The organism is Polynucleobacter sp. JS-Fieb-80-E5 (genome assembly GCF_018882015.1).
Taxonomy (GTDB): Bacteria; Pseudomonadota; Gammaproteobacteria; order Burkholderiales; family Burkholderiaceae; genus Polynucleobacter.
The window spans coordinates 370892-389865 of the sequence record NZ_JACVPH010000001.1 but is presented as its reverse complement, the minus strand read 5'-3'; the positions used below and the strand labels follow the sequence as shown (position 1 = coordinate 389865).

The 18974-nt window shown below is 45.6% G+C and carries 16 protein-coding genes, 1 other RNA gene, 1 pseudogene and 1 riboswitch; of the genes and pseudogenes, 11 read left to right on the top strand and 7 right to left on the bottom strand.

Annotated elements, in window-relative coordinates:
• Positions 1-55 precede the first annotated feature (55 nt).
• Both lptG and lptF read right to left on the bottom strand, forming a co-directional pair.
• Positions 56-1210: an LPS export ABC transporter permease LptG gene (gene lptG / locus ICN44_RS01745; protein ID WP_216262353.1), complete on the bottom strand. Its 1155-nt coding sequence runs from the start codon at positions 1208-1210 to the stop codon at positions 56-58.
• The gene (gene lptF / locus ICN44_RS01740; RefSeq protein WP_216262351.1) at positions 1207-2322 is read right to left on the bottom strand and encodes an LPS export ABC transporter permease LptF; all 1116 of its coding nucleotides are present in this window, start codon (positions 2320-2322) and stop codon (positions 1207-1209) included. The genes lptG and lptF overlap by 4 nt, the downstream gene beginning before the upstream one ends.
• Before the next feature lie 163 nt (positions 2323-2485).
• Here lptF and ICN44_RS01735 point away from each other — a divergent pair, with 163 nt between their 5' ends.
• From ICN44_RS01735 to ICN44_RS01695, 9 genes are all read left to right on the top strand, one after another.
• Positions 2486-4090 carry a leucyl aminopeptidase gene (locus tag ICN44_RS01735; RefSeq protein WP_370624857.1) on the top strand — a complete coding sequence of 535 codons (1605 nt, stop codon included), beginning with the start codon at positions 2486-2488 and terminating at the stop codon, positions 4088-4090.
• Positions 4091-4117: 27 nt separating this feature from the next.
• Positions 4118-4582, top strand: a complete 465-nt coding sequence (locus tag ICN44_RS01730) for a DNA polymerase III subunit chi (protein WP_216262347.1) — start codon at positions 4118-4120, stop codon at positions 4580-4582.
• Positions 4583-4587: 5 nt separating this feature from the next.
• Positions 4588-5376 (top strand): prolipoprotein diacylglyceryl transferase, encoded by a 789-nt coding sequence (gene lgt, locus ICN44_RS01725; RefSeq protein ID WP_216262346.1) that lies wholly within the window; start codon positions 4588-4590, stop codon positions 5374-5376.
• A 7-nt stretch (positions 5377-5383) separates the two neighbouring features.
• The gene (locus tag ICN44_RS01720) at positions 5384-6292 is read left to right on the top strand and encodes a LysR substrate-binding domain-containing protein (protein ID WP_216155744.1); all 909 of its coding nucleotides are present in this window, start codon (positions 5384-5386) and stop codon (positions 6290-6292) included.
• A gap of 138 nt (positions 6293-6430) precedes the next feature.
• Positions 6431-7735, top strand: a complete 1305-nt coding sequence (locus ICN44_RS01715) for a malonyl-CoA decarboxylase domain-containing protein (RefSeq protein ID WP_216262344.1) — start codon at positions 6431-6433, stop codon at positions 7733-7735.
• 142 nt (positions 7736-7877) lie between these two features.
• On the top strand, positions 7878-8912 hold the full coding sequence (gene dctP, locus ICN44_RS01710) for a TRAP transporter substrate-binding protein DctP (protein ID WP_216262341.1): 1035 nt from the start codon (positions 7878-7880) through the stop codon (positions 8910-8912).
• Between the two features lies 1 nt (position 8913).
• Positions 8914-9432 carry a TRAP transporter small permease gene (locus ICN44_RS01705; RefSeq protein ID WP_251368446.1) on the top strand — a complete coding sequence of 173 codons (519 nt, stop codon included), beginning with the start codon at positions 8914-8916 and terminating at the stop codon, positions 9430-9432.
• 1 nt (position 9433) lies between these two features.
• Complete coding sequence (locus ICN44_RS01700) at positions 9434-10789, top strand: TRAP transporter large permease (protein WP_216262339.1); 1356 nt, start codon at positions 9434-9436, stop codon at positions 10787-10789.
• Positions 10790-10802: 13 nt separating this feature from the next.
• The gene (locus ICN44_RS01695; RefSeq protein ID WP_216262645.1) at positions 10803-12332 is read left to right on the top strand and encodes an AMP-binding protein; all 1530 of its coding nucleotides are present in this window, start codon (positions 10803-10805) and stop codon (positions 12330-12332) included.
• Here the strand turns inward: ICN44_RS01695 and ICN44_RS01690 are convergent, their stop codons facing one another.
• The 5 genes and pseudogenes from ICN44_RS01690 to ICN44_RS01670 form a co-directional block, all read right to left on the bottom strand.
• Positions 12333-13151, bottom strand: coding sequence for a sulfite exporter TauE/SafE family protein (locus ICN44_RS01690; RefSeq protein WP_216262337.1), 819 nt, complete (start codon positions 13149-13151; stop codon positions 12333-12335). It lies immediately after the preceding gene.
• A non-coding RNA gene (gene ssrS / locus ICN44_RS01685) (6S RNA) lies at positions 13152-13370 on the bottom strand.
• Positions 13371-13466: 96 nt separating this feature from the next.
• A pseudogene (locus tag ICN44_RS12395) lies at positions 13467-13685 on the bottom strand (cell division protein ZapA); the annotation flags it as partial.
• Positions 13666-13953: a hypothetical protein gene (locus tag ICN44_RS01675; RefSeq protein ID WP_216262335.1), complete on the bottom strand. Its 288-nt coding sequence runs from the start codon at positions 13951-13953 to the stop codon at positions 13666-13668. The gene ICN44_RS01675 and the pseudogene ICN44_RS12395, both read right to left, overlap by 20 nt.
• Before the next feature lie 27 nt (positions 13954-13980).
• On the bottom strand, positions 13981-15948 hold the full coding sequence (locus tag ICN44_RS01670; RefSeq protein ID WP_216262334.1) for a TonB-dependent receptor domain-containing protein: 1968 nt from the start codon (positions 15946-15948) through the stop codon (positions 13981-13983).
• A 142-nt stretch (positions 15949-16090) separates the two neighbouring features.
• Positions 16091-16307, bottom strand: a riboswitch (cobalamin riboswitch).
• An 82-nt stretch (positions 16308-16389) separates the two neighbouring features.
• Between ICN44_RS01670 and ICN44_RS01665 the strand changes: the two genes are divergently transcribed.
• Positions 16390-17007, top strand: a complete 618-nt coding sequence (locus ICN44_RS01665; protein ID WP_216262332.1) for a Crp/Fnr family transcriptional regulator — start codon at positions 16390-16392, stop codon at positions 17005-17007.
• 204 nt (positions 17008-17211) lie between these two features.
• A complete protein-coding gene (oxc, locus tag ICN44_RS01660; protein ID WP_216262330.1) occupies positions 17212-18921 on the top strand; it encodes an oxalyl-CoA decarboxylase in 1710 nt (569 codons plus the stop codon).
• The last annotated feature ends 53 nt before the right edge of the window (positions 18922-18974 follow it).

Below are 18974 nucleotides of genomic sequence, written 5' to 3'. Positions count from 1 at the left end.
CCTGTCTATATATCAGCAATGATATAGGAATCAAATTCTAAATGATTTTTGGGTATTAAGCCTTAGAAACCCAGCGCAACCCGAATAGCGCCAAAAGAAAGTAAAGCAAAGGCGGGGTAAGCGCTGTTAGTAGTGCTGGCCAAGAACCCAAAAGCCCTACGTTAGAGAAGAGGGAATTAAATAGCTGGAAGCTCATGCCCAGCATGATTCCACCAAACACCTTGATACCAACACTACCTGCTCGAACCTTAAGGTATGCAAACGGAAGGGCTAGTGTGAGCATCACAAAAATCGTGAAGGGATAAACCACCTTCTTCCAAAAAGCAATGGAATGTCTTTGCGCATCTTGTTTGTTTTCACGTAGGTGGGAGATGAAGCGACCTAAGCTCATGATCGACATTTTTTCAGGGCTGATTAAGAGCACATTCAAAATTTGGGGTGTGACTTCTGACTCCAGGGTGACAATCGGGTGCGTAAAAGTTTGTGCAGAAAAGACTGGGTTTAGCGGGTCAGATTGCTTTGTTTCTTTAAAGCGGGTTTCAGTGACGTCATTTAAAACCCAAATGCCAGTCTCATCAAACTGTCCGGAGACTGCACTACGAATAGAGAGAAGATGATAGGTGTCATCAAACTCATACATGCGGATATTTTGAATTTCATTATCTTTATCAACTTTACCCACATTGACATAGCGCACGCCTGGGCGCACGGGGCCACTACCATCTTCATCGCGTAAGCGATCCTTCACCCAAACACCCGTTTTAAATTGTGACGTATAGGCTGAGCCCATAGCCCTCATGCGAATCTGGTCAGACTTTGCTTCGGAATAAGGGCCAACCCATTCACTCATGATGAGTGTGAGCGCTATTAATGGAAGTGAAATTTTTGTGAGAGTAATGAGCCCGCGTTTCACGTCTAATCCAGCGATGCGCAAAATGGTGAACTCAGACTGGCTAGCCAGCATTGCAAATACATAGATACTGCCAATCAAACCTGCAATGGGGATGATTTCAGAGATTCGGCTTGGCGCCTTTAGAAGAACATGAAGTAGGGCCAGAGGAAGTGTGTAGGCTCCTTGCACAGACCCTAACTCGCTCAAGATATCGAAAAACAAAAACAAAGCTACCAAGGCAAACAAGATAAAGCCAAAAGCAGCATAAATCTGCTTGGCTAGATAGCGCTCGTAAATGAAAGGAAAGAGCAATTTCATTTGGTGGCCATAGAGGCGGGCAATTGACGGCGCCACCACTTTAGAGAAGGATTAATACGATTGCGAATTAAGGCTGTCGCAATTAAGAGGGCAAGCAAATGAATAGGCCAGATGGCAACAAATACACTGACCTTGCCTTGTGAGACAAAATTTTGCGTCAGGTTAAGTAAGTTGCTATAGATTAAATAAATTAAGACTGCATAAAACATTGCAGTGTAATTACCCAAGCGAGGGTTCACATAAGCAAGCGGAATTGCAATCAGCACTAAACCTAATGCCATTAATGGCAAGCCAATGCGCCAGAGTAACTCAGCACGATTGGGGTTGATAGAGGCTGGATTAGGGTCATTTAACAGCTCAGTGACCGTCTTCTCGCGATCACGTGGTGCGGGCGCCAATGAATCTTTACTCCGTATCTTGGTGCTGTATTCATTAAATTCTAGAATTCTGAAATCGGGCTGCGTGGGTTGCCCCTCATAGCGTCTACCGTTATGCATCACGATGGATTTCTCGCCACCTGCAGAATTTTGAATATAGCCAGTTTGGGAAACTGCAATACTCAGTCGACCATTCTTAGAGTCGGCTACGAAGATATTCTTGACTTCACTTTTATCAACATCGAGCTCTTCAATGAAAAATACGCGCTCTGCTTTTGCAGACTCTTTGAATTGTCCAGCGCTCACCATGGATACGTCATCACGTTGTTGAAAGCGTTGACTAATTAAAGTGGATTCTCGGTTTGCCCAAGGCCAGACAAAAAGAGCCAGGAGCGCGATCACAATGATGAGCGGCGTGGCAAATTGCATGATGGGGCGAATGAGATTGGTAACGCTTAAGCCACTAGCAAACCACACAATCATTTCTGAATCTTTGTACCAGCGCACCAGAACGATGAGGGTTGCGACAAATAGGGAGACCGTCAAAAGAACCGCAAGATAACCTAGGGTGGCCAAGGCAATTAACACCAGCGCATCTTCTGGATTGACCGCCCCGTTAGCGGCATAACCCAAAATTCGGATCACCAGGGTAGTCACCATAATGGTGACTAAGACCAAAAAGACCCCGCCAGTCGTAAAACTGAGTTCGCGGCGAAGGGCCTGGTTAAAAATCATGAGAATTTATAGGTCTGGACTTGATGGGTTATTGGGCTTGTAAATGGCTTATATTGCTGCAGGTAAGGGAAGTTATTCTCATGTCGGAGGATAATGGATAAACGTCCCAAATTAGCAGATTACCCCTTTTGAAGCGACCAAAACACCGTAATAGATTATGACAATTAAATTCAGCACCAAGATTTTCCCTCAAGCAGACCTTCAGAGCCTAAAACTCCAGAAATCTAGCCTCAAATCCTTGCTTAGCCACAATACCGACTGCTTGGTTTTGGCATATTCCAAGGCGGATTTTGATAGTTTCTCAAGTGCTAAGGGCGCCAAGGCAAAAGTAGGATTTTTGCCAGAGCTAGATCTTTTGCTCGGAGGCTCAGTCAATCACGCCAATCTTGTTGGGGATTTAGATTCCAAGCAAGCTTCCGTATGCATGTTGCGTGCAGAAAAATCTTGGTCAACTAATGGGGTTAAAGTAAAACGAGTATTACTCGTTGCTTTGGGTGATGTACATCTTGCTAGCGAACGGAGTTTGACTACTTATTCCAAAGTTGCTCGCGCAGCTTTGAAGGTGTTAAGTGGCGGATCAATTGAAAGTGCGCTTTGGTTTACACCAAGTTTTGCGCTTGCACACAAAGCTGACTTCATTGCCGAAGAGGTTCGCCTTACTGTTCAATACGCTGGTGACCAAGCTTATCGTTTTGGTGTGCGTCAGCCCGCCATGAAATTTAAAGCAAAAGATAAAGCAGACACATTTAAGCATCTCATCTTTGCGGGTAACGATGCCTGCGCTAAAGAGCTAAAGCCTGCAGTAGAGCAGGGTGTCGCGATGGTAGAGGGTATGAACCTAGCGAAGGATTTGGGTAACCTTCCCCCAAATATCTGTACGCCAACCTACCTTGGTAAGGCAGCCCAGGGCTTGAGTAAAAAGACTGCTTTGAAAGTGGATGTTCTTGGGCTCAAACAAATTGAGGCCTTGGGAATGGGTTCATTCTTGTCTGTTGCTAAAGGCTCTGATACTCCGCCACAATTTATTGTGATGAAGCATCAAGGCGGCAAAGCAGGAGAGGCTCCGATTGTTTTGGTTGGCAAAGGAATCACTTTTGATACCGGCGGAATTTCATTAAAGCCAGGTGAAGCTATGGATGAAATGAAGTACGACATGTGTGGCGCAGCTTCAGTGATCGGCACCATGTATTCCATTTCTTTAATGAAGCTAAAGAAGAATGTGATTGGCGTCGTTCCTACTTGTGAAAATATGCCATCAGGCCAAGCAACACGTCCTGGCGATATTGTGAAGAGTATGTCTGGGCAGACCATTGAGGTTCTCAACACCGATGCAGAAGGTCGCTTAATTCTGTGTGATGCGCTAACTTATGTAGAGCGCTTTAAACCGGCAGCAGTGATTGACGTTGCCACCTTAACAGGGGCTTGCGTGATTGCTTTGGGTCATGTGCATAGCGGTTTGTTTTCTGAAGATGAGAACTTGGTGAGCGAGTTGACTAAAGCAGGCCATGCTTCTTTAGACACCGTATGGCGTTTGCCTTTGGATGCGGCCTACCATGAGCAACTCAAATCTAATTTTGCAGATGTGGCCAATATTGGTGGTCGTCCAGCTGGTAGCGTGACAGCGGCTTGCTTCTTGTCTCGCTTCACCGAGAAATACAAATGGGCTCACTTAGACATTGCTGGTACCGCATGGAAGAGTGGCGCTGCCAAAGGCTCTACCGGTCGTCCTGTGCCTCTCTTGGTGAACTTCTTGCTCGAGCGCAAGTAAGCGCTTTAGATCTCGGAAAAATATTGAATGGCTCGAATTGATTTTCATAGCAATGTCAGTGACAAGTTGGAATACGCCTGTCGCCTCACGCGTAAGATTTGGAGTGCTACACCTGAAGGTGAGCCAGTCCGTAATATTGTGATGGTCGGCGAGAAGGCGGATCTGAAAAAGTTGAATGAGCTTCTTTGGGCGTTTAGCAGTACTGATTTCTTGCCGCACTGTTTTATTGAGGATGAGGCCGCAGCAGAAACGCCTATCGTCTTAACTGACGACTTTGCATCCCCATCCCTGAATAACATTCCTCATGCTGATGTCATGATTCATTTGGGAATGCGTATGCCTGCTGATGTACCAGCCTTGGTCGCACGTTTTCCCAGAATCGTTGAGGTGGTCACTGTGAATGAAGCAGGGCGATTAGCAGGGCGCGAGCGCTTTAAGGCTTATCGAGAGTTAGGTCATGAGTTGCATAACTTTGACCAATCCAAAAGCTAAGAACTATGTTGATTCATCCGCAGTTTGACCCCGCAGCAATTCGTATCGGATCTTTTGCAATTCATTGGTATGGCTTGATGTATCTGATGGCCTTTGTTCAATTTTTGCTTTTGGGTCGCTTACGCATTAAAGCACCGCGTTATCAATCTCTAGGCTGGACCTATAAAGATCTTGAGGATCTTCTATTCGCCGGCGTTCTTGGCGTGGTGCTAGGTGGTCGTTTGGGTTACACCTTATTTTATATGCCAGGCTTCTATCTAACTCACCCTCTGAGTATTTTTAAGATATGGGAAGGCGGCATGTCTTTTCATGGCGGCTTGTTAGGAGTACTTGTTGCACTTTACTGGTTTGCTAAAAAGCATAAGACTACTTTTTTTGTCGTGAGTGATTTTGTTGCTCCACTAGTTCCCTTTGGCTTGGCTTTTGGTCGACTGGGGAACTTTATTAATGGCGAGTTATGGGGTAGACCTACCGATCTTCCATGGGCAATGATTTTTCCTTTAGTGGATTCTGTGCCACGCCATCCATCACAGATTTATCAACTGCTTGGTGAGGGTGTGCTCCTGGGTATTGCGCTTTGGATTTATGCGGGTAAGCCAAGACGTGTTGGCCAGATATCTGGATTTTTCATGTTGGGTTACGGTATTTGCCGCTTCTTGGCTGAGTATGCGCGTGAGCCCGATTCCTTCTTGGGCCTTCTAGGCTTAGGTTTATCGATGGGTCAGTGGTTGTGTGTGCCAATGATGTTCTTTGGTCTCTATCTCATGGCTGCATTTAAATCAAAGAGTCAATAATTAGCTCATGCTGAATGAAGAGCTAACACTTCGAAAATTAGAGGTGCTGTGCTCGTTTATTCGGACCGGTAGTCTTTCAAAAACAGCAGAAGAGTTGCGTTTAAGTTCAGTCAGTATTCATAAGGCGCTGCATTCTCTGGAGTCCGGAATAGGGTGCGCTCTATTTGTAAAAGATGGACGTCAGTTAAAGGCCTTGCCAGCAGCTATTTATTTGGCTGAAGCAAGTGCCGATTTATTGGCTGACGTAGACCGTGTATTAAAAAAGACGAGAGCCAAAGCCGGTGTCGAGAGTGGGCAAATTCGTCTGGGGTCAATGTACTCTTTGACGGCCAATATTATTCCTAGAGTTATCATGGGTACCAAAATTCGTAGACCCGACTTAGATATTGATTTATATCTAGGATCTAACGAGGATTTGATGAAAAGGCTCAGCGAGGGAAATGTAGATGCAGTAGTCATGGCAGTTCCCACAAGAGATCTTCCGGAGGGTGTCCAGGTAGTCCCCCTTTTTGAGGACCAGTTGTTTTTGGCTTCCTCAAAAAACAATAAGCCAACCGAAGCTAATATTGATTTATCTGAGTACCAAAATGAGAAATTTTTAACCCTTCAAGATGGTTTTGCCACCACCTCAGGGTTTTATGAGGCTTTCCAGTTGGCTGGATTTGCCCCCAATGTAGTCATGAAGGTGGGCGATATCTTTTCTCTCATGAATATGGTCTCAGGTGACCTGGGAAGATCTTTGCTGCCTGGTCGGGTGAAGGCTTTAATGGGTGATGCGATTGAATTTACCCCATTATTGCCAAAATATCAGGTGACGCAGCATATCGGCCTAATGTACCTCCAGGCTAATGAATCAAACCCCAACATCCTTGCTCTAGCGGCTGAAACCCGCATGTTGCATCGCAATAATCCCTAAACCCGTCTAAACACTTTTTCTAATTCATTAACTTAAAGTTAATGAATATACACTTTCATTAATTGATTCAGGTATGGCTCAGCTATACATTAGTAATCAACCCGCTACCCTTTGGGTTGAATTCTTTGAGAGATACACATGCTTGAAAAGCTAGCAAAAGCCCGTTACTTTTCCCGCGTTACAGGCGCGGTCAATCGACTCATTTCTGAGCGCGGTGAATCGAATGCTGTCAGCATGGCCGATGATGTCATCCATAACTATCGCAAGCTCTCCAAAGATCAGCATTCTAAATTTTTCAATTTTCTATTTGAAAAGCTAAATCCCGATGCCGCTGCGGTCATGGCTGCCGCGCAAAATTTTTCAGCAGAGGCGAGTGCTCGCAATTACATTAAATTACAGCGTGTGACTGAGCCACCGAGGCAAGAATTGTTTCGTCGACTTAACCGTGCAACCAATGGAACTGCTGCGCTCGTAGGTATGCGTCGTGACCTGTTGCAATTACTTGAAAAGCAGCCAGAGTTAACAGCAGTTGATTTTGATTTACGTCATCTCTTATCTTCTTGGTTTAACCCAGGATTTTTGAAGATGCATCGGGTGGATTGGAAGTCGCCTGCAGAAGTTTTAGAGAAGCTCATCCAACATGAGGCAGTTCATGCAATTGATGGTTGGGATGACCTGCGCCGCCGCTTGCAGCCTGATCGCAGATGTTTTGCGTTCTTTCATCCGCAACTTCCAAATGAGCCTTTGATTTTCGTTGAAGTAGCACTTTTGCCTGAGATCCCCGCTGTAATTACTCCGTTGGTAGATAAGAAGGCGGAGACCGTTCATCAAACCTCACAATATAAAGTGGCTGCTTTTTATTCTATTAGCAACTGCGAGCCAGGCTTGCGTGGTGTTTCAATGGGTAACTTCCTGATTAAGCGTGTTGCCGAGCAACTGCATGCAGAATTCCCAAGCCTCAAAACCTTTGTAACGCTTTCACCAATTCCAGGTTTCATTGACTGGGTCGCTGCTGGTGCAGATATTGGTGGTGAAAAGACAGGAACCCAACTTAAGCCGGCAATTCGTACAGCACGCGAGCAATCCTTGGAAGCGCTTGGACTTACTAATCGCTCTTGGTCTGAGCGTTTAAGTGCTGGCTGGCATCCAGATAATGCGACTGAAAAAGAAAAAGCCGCTTTACTGTGCCTCGCTAGTATTTACTTGGGTTTAGGTTCTGCTGGCCGTAACGGTAACCCGGTTGCCAAATTTCACTTGGGCAACGGCGCCAAGCTTCATCAAATTAACTGGGCTGGAGACCTCTCTCGCAAGGGTTTGCGACAGTCCGCGGCACTTATGGTTAATTATTTATATGATCTTTCGGCTGTTGAGGAGAATCATGAGCGATTTACCCGGGGTGAAATTGATTATTCCCGTGCGGTTGGTCGTTTAATGCAGCCCTAAGCAAGAAATTTAGTAGAGGAGGCTCTAAAGCAGAATTCACAGAGTATTCGCTTTAGAATGGAACATGAAGAAGCCAGCGGCTACAAAACTGGCAGTACCCACAGTTGTAAGTAGAAAAATAATAGTCATTTAGGAGATGAGCATGACAGATTCAAAAGAAATTTCTCAATTGCGTCGCACATTGTTGCTGGGTGCGGCTGGAGCATCCGTTGCTGGTTACGATCTGAGCGCGTTTGCTCAATCAGGCGCTAAAAGTTTAAAGATTTCTCACCAATTTCCAAGTGGCACAGACTTCCGTGATCGTTTATGCAAGAAGTTCGGTGAAGAGGTCACTAAAAAAACAAACGGCGAATTGAAGTTTGACGTTTATCCGCAATCCTCATTAATGAAAACAAATGCTCAATTTAGCGCTCTCCGCAAAGGCGCTCTTGACTTTAGTTTCTACCCAATGCCTTATGCGGGTGGAGAGGTTGTTGAGGCTAACATTGGTCTAATGCCAGCGCTAGTTACTAGTTATGAACAGGGCGCTAAATGGAAAAATGCTGAAGTTGGTAAGATCTTGAATAAGGTCATGGAGTCCAAGGGTATTGTGATTGTTAGTTGGGTGTGGCAGGCTGGTGGCGTTGCTACACGTTCTGGTCCTATCGTGGTTCCGGACGACGTTAAGGGCGTTAAGGTGAGGGGTGGCAGTCGTGAATTTGATGCCATGCTTAAGGCAGCCGGTGCATCCGTAATGACCTCGATTCCTTCGAATGAGATTTATCAGGCCGTGCAAACCGGCTCACTAGAGGCAGCCTACACATCATCAGCAAGCTTAATGTCATTCAAGCTTGCGGAGTTAACTAAAAACTTTACCTCCGCCAAAAATAAATCCTATTGGTATATGTTAGAGCCACTCATGATGTCAAAAACGGTGTTTGATTCTTTAACACCAAAACAACGCGACGTCATTATGGCGGTCGGGGTGGATATGGAAAAATTTGGTACCGAACAGGCCAAGTTGGATGATATTGATGCATCCATTGCATTTGCTAAAGCCGGCAACAAGGTTTTTGAAATGGATACGTCGATAGTTGATAAATGGAAGGCAGTGGCTAAGAATTCTGCTTGGAAAGAATTCTCGGAGCGTAATGAAACTTGTGCTGCAATGATGCGCTCGGCAGAAAAGCTTTCATAAAATGATGTTGATTCTAGAAGCTGCCGACAGGGTGATGTCGGCAGTGAATAAATTTTTGGTGTTACTGGGCTCACTCGCCCTGATGGCTGCGGCCCTCATTCTGAGTTACAGCGTTATGTCTCGTGGTTTATTTCATACGGCTAACGACTGGCAAGATGAGGCTGCTCTATTTTGCTTGGTGGGCGTAACTTTTCTCTGCAGTTCATATGTGCAAGAGAGACGTGGCCATATAGGAATTTCCGCAATTGAGGGCCTGTTGCCTCACCCAGTTAATAAAGTACGCGGAATTGTTATTGATGTGATTTCCTGCCTATTTTTTGCCTTTTTTTCTACGAAAACTTGGGATTTGCTTCAGGAGGCGTGGGTAGATGGTCAGGTAACTAACTCCACATGGGCTCCCCCTTTGTGGATTCCCTATTCAATGATGTTTGCTGGCATGGCATTGCTCACATTTCAACTATTTCTACAAATTTTCATCAGAAAAACGATCACTACTGATGTTGTGAGTGGGGGTCACTAATATGTCTATTCTTACCATTGGTCTTTTATTTGCTTTTGTAACCCTTGTGATTATGTTTTCAGGGATTTCAATTGCTTTTGCTTTAGGTATTGTTGCAATTATTTTTATGTATTTCTTCATGCCTGCTTCATCATTAGATACGGTTGCGCAGAACGTGTATGAGGAAATGTCCAGCATTACTTTAATGTCCATACCATTGTTTATCTTGAAAGGCGCCGCTATTGGCCGTTCACGCGCGGGCAAGGATTTGTATGATGCTCTTCATGTATGGATGGGTAAGATACCTGGTGGCTTAGGAGTTGCGAACGTATTTGCTTGTGCGCTGTTTGCTGCTATGGCCGGATCTAGCCCTGCAACTTGTTCTGCGATTGGTAGCGCAGGAATTCCTGAGATGCGTAAGCGTGGCTACTCTCCAGGTTTTGCAGCAGGCATTATTGCTGCTGGTGGCACCTTGGGAATTTTATTGCCACCTTCAATCACCATGATTTTATATTCTGTGGCAGCAGAGCAATCATTGGGGCGCTTATTCTTGGCGGCCATTGGCCCTGGCGTCATGCTGGTCATATTCTTTTCCGTATACACCGTCTATCGCTTCCGTAAAGAGTACGCCAGCGCTTACGAAGCTTATGCTGTCACTAAGGTTTCTACGCCCATATTGGAGCGTCAAACCTACACCATTCAGCAAAAAATGAGCTCATTGCCTAGAGTGCTGCCTTTCTTAGTTTTATTGATTGGTGTAATGGTAGCCTTGTACGGAGGATATGCAACGCCTGCTGAAACAGCGGGCTTGGGCGCAGTCTTTGCATTTTTATTAATTGCAGTGATTTATAAGATGTGGCGTTTCAAGGATTTATATCCCTTGTTAGATGTCACGATCCGCGAATCCGCGATGTTGATGTTCATCATTGGGATGTCCCTCTTATTTGCAAATGTGATGAGTTACTTGCATTTAAGTCAGTCTGCTGCACAGGCAATTGTTGATCTAAATACTTCCAGATGGGTTTTATTGGGAGCCATTCTACTGATGGTGATCGTTCTAGGATTCTTCTTGCCACCTGTCTCAATTATTTTGATGACTTCGCCAATTTTCTTGCCACCTCTGCGTGCCGCTGGCTTTGATTTAATCTGGTTTGGCGTGGTGATGACTATTGTGATGGAAACGGGCTTAATTCATCCACCAGTTGGTCTGAATATTTTCGTTATTAAGAATATTGCCCCTGATATCACCTTGCGTGAAATCATCTACGGCGTGATGCCATTTGTATTCATCATGCTTTTTTCTGTTGTATTGCTTTGCGTATTCCCAGAAATCGCCACTGGATTATCTAATTGGGTAATGGGTGCGCCTCTAGTTTAAGAAATCAAGGAATATTTTCATGAATTTGTATTCAGTATTGGAAAAAGGTTTTCCAAAGGATAAAAAAGCGTGCGCTCTCGAGACGCATGACGGTCTTTATTACTCTTGGGGTGACCTTGAGTCAGCAACCGCCAAGCTTGCCAATTTACTTGCTAGCCTGAAGCTTCCAAAAGGAGCCAGGGTTGCAGTGCAGGTTGAGAAGTCTCCTGAAGCACTTTTTCTTTATCTAGCAACGATTCGTGCGGGCTATGTGTATTTGCCGCTGAATACCGCTTATCAGTCAGCTGAAATCCAGTACTTCTTAGAAAATGCTGAGCCCGCAGTGGTTGTGTGCAGCAGCAAGAATCTCTCTTGGGTTTCTAAGGTAGCTTCTAAGGCTGGTACTAAGCATGTATTCACGCTGGACGAGAATCGTACGGGCACTTTATTAGAGCGTGCAGGAATCCTGAGCGACAAGTTCAAGACTGTTCCAGCAAAAGATGATGATCTTGCAGCAATTTTATACACCTCTGGTACAACAGGACGCAGCAAGGGCGCAATGCTTACTCATAAGAACCTTGGCAGCAATGCACAAGTGTTGCAAAAGTTCTGGGGTTGGAAAAAAGGCGATGTATTGCTGCATGCTTTGCCTATATTCCACGTTCATGGATTGTTTGTGGCGGCGCATGGCGCATTGATTAATGGCAGCAAAATGATTTGGTTGCCACGTTTAGATACAGCGCAGTTGATTAAGCACATGCCCCAGTCCACCGTGATGATGGGTGTACCTACATTCTATGTACGCCTATTGGCTGACAAAGGATTTACTAAAAAAGTAGCAAGCAATATGCGCCTATTTGTTTCTGGCTCAGCTCCTTTGCTGACAGAAACATTTAATACCTTCAAAGAAGTGATTGGCCAGCCTATTCTTGAGCGTTATGGCATGAGTGAGACGGTGATGTTGGTTTCTAATCCTTACAAAGGTAAGCGCGTAGGTGGTTCAGTTGGTCTGCCATTGCCTGGCGTTAAGGTGCGTGTAGTGGATGAAGATAACAAGCCGTGCAAAGTAAATGAGATTGGCAGTATTCAGGTGAAGGGTCCGAATATATTTTCGGGCTACTGGCGCATGCCTGAGAAGACTGCAGAGGAATTTACCAAAGACGGCTGGTTTAAAACTGGCGACGTCGGTCGTTGGGGTGGCGATGCCAATGGCGGCAAAGCTCCCAATGATTACTTGTGCATTGTTGGTCGCAGCAAGGATTTGATTATTTCTGGTGGCTATAACGTTTACCCGAAAGAGATCGAAAGTTTCATTGATGATATGGCTGGCGTTGATGAAAGTGCCGTGATTGGTATTCCGCATCCTGATTTTGGTGAGGCAGTGATGGCAGTAGTGGTGCCTAAGGCTGGAGCAAAACTCAATGCAGAAGCGATGATTGCTACTTTGAAAACACAAATTGCAAACTTTAAGATTCCAAAGCGCGTAGAGATTGTTGCTGATTTACCTCGTAACGCTATGGGTAAGGTGCAAAAGAATATTTTGCGTCAGCAGTACGCAGCGTAATTAGAAGCCGAATGCCTTGCGACTTTCATTAAACATGAAGGCTGCAAGGAAAAAAAGCATGATGCCAAAAACTCGTTTGAGCTGAGCAATATCAAGTTTTCTGGCCATCTTTGCACCTAAAGGTGCGGTAAAGATACTGACCGTCACGATGCACGCAACCGCCGGTAAATAAACAAAGCCCAAAGAGCCTGCTGGAAGATTGGGGTTGCCCCAGCTTCCATACATATAGCCTATCGTTGCTGCTGCTGCAATCGGAAAGCCCAAGCCGGATGAAGTGGCCATTGCTGTGTGCGGCTTGACGTTGCACCAAAGCATAAATGGCACAGTAATAAATGCCCCACCTGCGCCAACTAAGCTTGCAAGTGCGCCGGCAAATGCGCCAAACGAAAATAATCCAAGCGTCCCAGGCAAGTCTCTGCCTGCCTTAGGCTTCTTATTGAGCAGCATTTGGATTGAGGTGTAAACAATAAAGACGGCAAAGAAGAGTGACAGCCATGAGGTCTTGAGTGCCTCAAACAATTCGCTGCCACCAACCAGCCCACCAAAAATCATTCCGGGGCTTAAAGAGGCAACTAGTTTCCAATCAATTGAGCCATGTTTGTGATGTGCCCAAATTGCAGAGGTGGTGGTAAATAAAATGGTGGCCATTCCTGTGGCAATAGCCATATGCACGATGACTTCTTGATTAAATCCCAGATGGTTAAAAACCAAGATCATGAAGGGCACCAGAATCATGCCGCCACCAATACCTAGCAGTCCAGCCAAGTAGCCAGAGATGGCGCCGCACAACATCAACATCAAGATATCGCTTAGTAACATGAATTCCCCGCCTTAGCCGCTAGGCCGTCATCCTGAACCCTAAGGTTCAAGGTGGAACGGCTACTCTGCTTCGGGTGCATTAAGAGGCTCAGGGAGTAACCAAGTCTTAGTTGGCACTTTGAACTTGCAAAACGCTCACGCCCACAAGGTAAAGATCGTTCCTGATGCTTGCGCATCGGTTCAAGGAACTATTGGCCTTGGCGAACCAGGCAGGGAAAGGGTTTGCATCAAAGCATCTACTTGATCTTCAAGTGCATGAATCTCATCCTGAAGGCGAGTAACTTCATCCGTGCTGACATTGGAAGAGCTGCTTTGGTGCGATGGATTTTTTTGTAAGGTAATAAGATCGCCAGCAATTTTGAGTGCAGCCATCATGCTCGCTCTTTCAATGCTGCGGTTACCACCATTAATAGCCAGTTGAATTTGTTCATCTACCAAGACACACGCTGCACGGAGTAATGGCTCATGCTCGGCACTGGTTGCCAGAGTAATTTTCTGACCGGCAAGACTTACCTCAATGCGTTGTTGGCTCATTGTCATCCTCAGGGTTGTTTGGTGGGATAGCTTCGCCTAGCAGATTAAGTTGGCGACCGTCGCTTTGTTCTGGCAGGCGACTTAGGATATGTTGAATACGCTTTTGCGCATCTTCAATCTTGTTTTCGAGTTGCACTCGATTTTGGTTTAAGTTTTGAACGGCTTCAGCAATAACCTGAATTTTTCCAGAGACTCGATGGATGGATGCGCATAGCGCATCCATACCTAAGGCTAGGTCGCCAGTGGAAAGAGGGGAGGTCTCGCTCATACTGGCATTGTAGTCTGAAAAAAGAGCTTATTTCATGGCGTAACGTAGTCCTACAAATACGTTTGAGCCCGGGGTGTTATAGCCATAACTAAGTTGGTAAGTCTTATTTAAGGCATTATTCCAGCGGGCAAAGACGCTAAAGTCTTTCTCTAAATCATAGTTGGCATAGAGGTTAAAGATGGTGTAGCCGCCCATGCCGGTGTTCGCACCCTGAAAATCATCCCTTCTTCCGGAAAAGGTGGCCCCGATCCCAGCAGTTAATTTGAGATAAAGATATTCACCTGCCACATTGCCGTATTGCTTAGCTTGTTTTATCAGAGTGCTATTAGTGCTCTCGTTTACTGGGTTTTGCTGTGTGAAGGAGCCTTTTAAGCTGAGTGAGGACATTTGTACGGCACCACTCAAAGTGCTACCAGTAATTTTGGCGCTTGCCACGTTGGATGCACAGCCAAAGATGCCCGTTCCCACCGGGCACGTGTCAGAATTGCTAACTTGAATCAAGTTTGAGATGGAGTTACTAAAGACCACGACATGCCCATCAAGACCTGGTTTTTCGTAATGAAGTCCTGCTTCAGTATTTTTACTTTTCTCAGGAAGGATGGCTGTATTTCCGTATCCTGGGTAGTAGAGGTCATTAAATGTTGGCGCTCTAAAGCCAGTTCCATAGTTAATGTTCGCACGCCATTCTTTGGTGAAGAAGTAGCCGTACGCTGCTGCGCCTGTAGTTTGTGGTCCGTAACCTGTGATGCTGTCATTGCGGAGTGAGAAGTTAGCTAAGTGCGCTTCTCTTTTCAGTTGATAAGCAATAGCACCTGAATTGGTGTTACGGGTTTGATTAAAGCCCAAAAAAGGGTAGGGCGCTGTCAAGTTGTTGAAGTCACCGTTGTTGTAGTCCAATTGATTGCTGGAAACTTTTTGGGTTTTTCTTTCCGCTAATACTTGCAAAACATCAGCGCCAATAGCGAAATCATTTTGCCAGGTGTAGATATTTTGTCTTTGATTCAGAGTGCTGTCGTATGCTGGATTATCTGGTGTGCCAGGAGCATGGTTTAGTGCGGTTCCTGTTTGTGCGGATGCTTGCAGGAGGCTGCGCCAGTTTTCCATCACTTGATTTTTAGAGTAGAGGGAATAGGTTCCCAATTGAGAAACTTGATTTTGAGTTTGTTGATATAAAAACTCTTGCGGATCAAACCCGGGCAGTTGGTTATTCAGGCGACTATTTAAAAACTGCAATCCAAACTCTTGTCCCTTACTCCACTCCTGGGATAGTCTGCCAGTAATGCTGTCTTGAGCGTAGCCCGTTCTGCCTGATGCGGTAAGCCCATCCTTATTGTTAGGTGCGATGGTATTAAAGCCCATAGAGAGGGTTTGGCTTGCGGCAAGCGAGTAGCGAATTTTTTGATCGTCTTGAGTAGATCCATTAATACTGGCTTCACTAATACTCGTGCCGTAACTGCCATATCCAAAAGAAGCGCCTACCTTAGCGGGCCCATCACCTTTTTTGGTAAAGATTTGCACTACGCCACCGATGGCATCAGAACCATAAAGACTACTCTGAGGGCCAAATACGATTTCAATATGATCGATGATGGTCAGTGGGATGACTGACCAGTTGGTGCCGCCATTAATTGCATCATCAATACGCACACCATCGATTAATACCAGAGTCTGATTATTGGTAGTACCTCTCAAGAAAACGCTGGCGTTAGATCCGCCCGCTCCATAACTAGAAATGGTTACACCCTTTTGGCGTTGCAGTAATTCAACCAAGCTCGTCTGTCCGGCTTGCTCAATTTCTTCAGGGCCAATGTAAACGTTATCGGCCAATACATCGCTCGCTTTGGTTGGCGTGCGCGTAGCGGTGACGATGATGGGATTAAGTGGACTAGCTGCACTTGCTAAAACTATTGGTGAGTTGTTTTGTGCGAAGGCATTGATGCTGATGAGGGCGCCCAAAAGAAGTGCGGCTTTTTTGTTGTTGAACTGCTGCTTCATGATCCACTTTCTGTCATCGATTGCCTAGCTCACTTCCCCGTAAGCTGGGTCGAACAGAATTTCCCGTGCAGGAGTTCAGGCGTCAATTGGGCGCAGTATCGAGAGACTTAGCGCTTTCTTGGCGCGCGAAGATCCCCGTCCGCAAAATTCCACCTATCTTGGCCGGTATCCGGGCTAGTAAATATCAGAATCTGGCCTTCCCATGCGATTGACGCGCACAGTGGCTTTGTCAGATTCCTGACGCCCCAAATAAACCAAAAAGGGCGCATTTACCTACCGTTGCGGGGGCAGCACACGTTTAGTGTTTCCCGTTTAACTTTATTGCACTGCAATAAAGCACCACGACCTCATTATTCTAGCGGATTTGAAGTTCGCTAAGCGGGAATCCAAGGCTTTGAGGGTTAAAAAAGCCTACAATAGAGGGTCTTGGAGCAAGGATTCATGACCGTATTAGATAAGCATCCCGAAAAAAACCTGATTCGTCTGCAGTTGAGTCAAAACTCGGTCTTAAAAAGCTTGGATCCCTCGGCAATGGCTGATTTAGAGCGCCATTTAGAAATTGCGGACCTCAAAAAATCCGAAATTTTGCTGCATCAAGGTGATCACCAGATGGAGCAGTACTTCGTTTTGGATGGCATTCTGAAGCGGATTGTTTCAAGCGCGGATGCCAAAGAGATGATTTTGCGTTTTGCCATCGAAAAAGATATTGAAACGAGCTATGCCGCATGGCGCTTAAAAACTGCTGCACCCTACAGTATTGCGTGTGTCACTAAGGCGCGTGTAGCCCGGATGCCTATGAAGAAGTGGGCTGAATTCCTTGAGGAGCACAAACCCCTCAAAGAGAGCTTTGAGTTCGAAGTCATGCGCCTGATGAGTGAAATCATGGCCCACATCATTACCTTGCATATGCTTGATGCCCCAGGCCGGGTAGAGCGTTTCTTGCGTAAATATGAGGATTTGTTCGAGCTTCTCCCAAAGAAGGAGTTGGCAGCCTACCTCAATCTCTCTCCTGAGACCCTAAGTCGCCTTAAAACGAAGCATAAAGAGCTCTTTGTTTAAGGGACAAAACCGCCCTTAATTACAGGATTTAGGGGGAAATTGACCGAAGTCAATGATGAACCTCTCCTCCAAGCCTAATATTCATCTCAGCCTAAGCGGGACACAAAACCCGTTATGCGATTTATAACTACATTGGAGACGTTAGCGAAAGCTAAATTGCATTGGCTCTACAAGAGCAAGCCCGCAATTTCTATATAAATTTCTATGACAACTGATAATCAAAACACACAATTAACCGATGGCTTTCACCTCGTCATTGACGCCCTGAAAGCAAACGATCTCGATACTATTTTCGGCCTCGTTGGTATTCCAATTACTGACTTATGCCGTTTAGCGCAAGCAGAAGGTCTGCGTTTTATCGGCTTCCGTCACGAACAACACGCAGGTAATGCTGCCGCTATTTCTGGTTACATGACGCAAAAGCCAGGTATCTGTATGACTGTTTCTGCTCCTGGTTTCTTGAACGGTTTGACAGCACTTGCTAATGCAACTGTGAACTGCTTCCCAATGATTTTGATCTCTGGTTCAAGCGAACGTGAAATCGTTGACTTGCAACAGGGTGACTACGAAGAGATGGATCAGCTCAATGCGGCTAAGCCATACTGTAAAGCTGCCTATCGTATTAACCACATTGAAGATATCGGCATTGGTTTTGCTCGTGCAATCCGCGCTGCCGTTTCTGGTCGTCCAGGTGGCGTGTATCTAGACTTGCCAGCCCAGTTGCTTGCACAAACAATGCCTGCTGATGAAGCAAAGAAATCCATTTTCAAGGTAATCGATCCAGTTCCTCGTCAAATCCCAGCGGCTGATGCAGTTGCTCGTGCATTAGATGTGTTGAAGGGCGCTAAGCGTCCATTGATCCTCTTGGGTAAGGGCGCTGCTTATGCTCAAGCTGATAAAGAGATTCGTGATCTGGTTGAAAAATCAGGTATTCCTTACTTGCCGATGTCTATGGCTAAAGGTTTATTGCCAGACAATCACCCACAATCTGCTTCTGCAGCGCGTTCATTTGTATTGGCTGAAGCTGATGCAGTGTTATTGGTTGGTGCACGTTTAAACTGGTTGCTGGCACACGGTAAAGGTAAGACTTGGGGCAAAGAGCCTAAGAAATTTATCCAAATCGATATTCAAGCAAACGAAGTGGATAGCAACGTACAAATCGCTGCTCCATTGATTGGTGACATCGGTTCATGCGTTGGCGAACTCTTGAAGGGTATCTCCGCTGTTCCTAAGCCAAGCGCTGAGTGGATTGCCGCGATCACTGAGAAGAAAGATAAGAATCTAGCCAAGATGGCCGAGACATTGGCTAAAGAAGCAAACCCAATGAACTTCCATGGCGCGTTACGCGTGATTCGTGATGTGATTAAGAAGAACCCAGATGTGAACTTGGTAAACGAAGGCGCAAATACACTCGACTATTGCCGTGCCATCGTTGATATGTACAAGCCGCGTAAGCGTTTTGACTCTGGTACTTGGGGCATTATGGGTATCGGTATGGGTTATGCAATTGGCGCGGCCGTTACTAGCGGCTTGCCAACAGTTGCAGTTGAAGGCGACAGCGCATTTGGCTTTAGCGGCATGGAATTGGAAACAGTTTGCCGTTATAACCTGCCAATCACGACTGTTGTATTCAACAACAACGGCGTATACCGCGGTACTGACGTTAACCCAACTGGTGGTGCTGATGTTGCACCAACTGTGTTCGTGAAAGATGCTCGTTACGACAAAATGATTGAAGCGTTTGGTGGTGTTGGTTACTACGTAACTACCCCAGCAGAATTAGAAGCAGCGTTAACAGAAGCGATTGCTGCCGGTAAACCAGCCCTCATCAATGCTGTTATTGATGAAACTGCAGGTACTGAGAGTGGACGTTTAACAAACTTAAACCCATCCACAGCAGCTGCTAAGAAATAAGATATTAAAAACGGTAATAAAAAGTTAATATTTTTGAGCTAAATTTGAAGTAA

Coding starts and splice junctions, on each gene's coding strand:
- ICN44_RS01665 (WP_216262332.1), top strand. CDS start 16,390: ATGACCGTATTAGATAAGCATCCCGAAAAAAACCTGATTCGTCTGCAG.
- lptG (WP_216262353.1), bottom strand. CDS start 1,210: ATGAAATTGCTCTTTCCTTTCATTTACGAGCGCTATCTAGCCAAGCAG.
- ICN44_RS01690 (WP_216262337.1), bottom strand. CDS start 13,151: ATGTTACTAAGCGATATCTTGATGTTGATGTTGTGCGGCGCCATCTCT.
- lptF (WP_216262351.1), bottom strand. CDS start 2,322: ATGATTTTTAACCAGGCCCTTCGCCGCGAACTCAGTTTTACGACTGGC.
- oxc (WP_216262330.1), top strand. CDS start 17,212: ATGACAACTGATAATCAAAACACACAATTAACCGATGGCTTTCACCTC.
- lgt (WP_216262346.1), top strand. CDS start 4,588: ATGTTGATTCATCCGCAGTTTGACCCCGCAGCAATTCGTATCGGATCT.
- ICN44_RS01675 (WP_216262335.1), bottom strand. CDS start 13,953: ATGAGCGAGACCTCCCCTCTTTCCACTGGCGACCTAGCCTTAGGTATG.
- ICN44_RS01715 (WP_216262344.1), top strand. CDS start 6,431: ATGCTTGAAAAGCTAGCAAAAGCCCGTTACTTTTCCCGCGTTACAGGC.
- dctP (WP_216262341.1), top strand. CDS start 7,878: ATGACAGATTCAAAAGAAATTTCTCAATTGCGTCGCACATTGTTGCTG.
- ICN44_RS01705 (WP_251368446.1), top strand. CDS start 8,914: ATGATGTTGATTCTAGAAGCTGCCGACAGGGTGATGTCGGCAGTGAAT.
- ICN44_RS01720 (WP_216155744.1), top strand. CDS start 5,384: ATGCTGAATGAAGAGCTAACACTTCGAAAATTAGAGGTGCTGTGCTCG.
- ICN44_RS01670 (WP_216262334.1), bottom strand. CDS start 15,948: ATGAAGCAGCAGTTCAACAACAAAAAAGCCGCACTTCTTTTGGGCGCC.
- ICN44_RS01700 (WP_216262339.1), top strand. CDS start 9,434: ATGTCTATTCTTACCATTGGTCTTTTATTTGCTTTTGTAACCCTTGTG.
- ICN44_RS01730 (WP_216262347.1), top strand. CDS start 4,118: ATGGCTCGAATTGATTTTCATAGCAATGTCAGTGACAAGTTGGAATAC.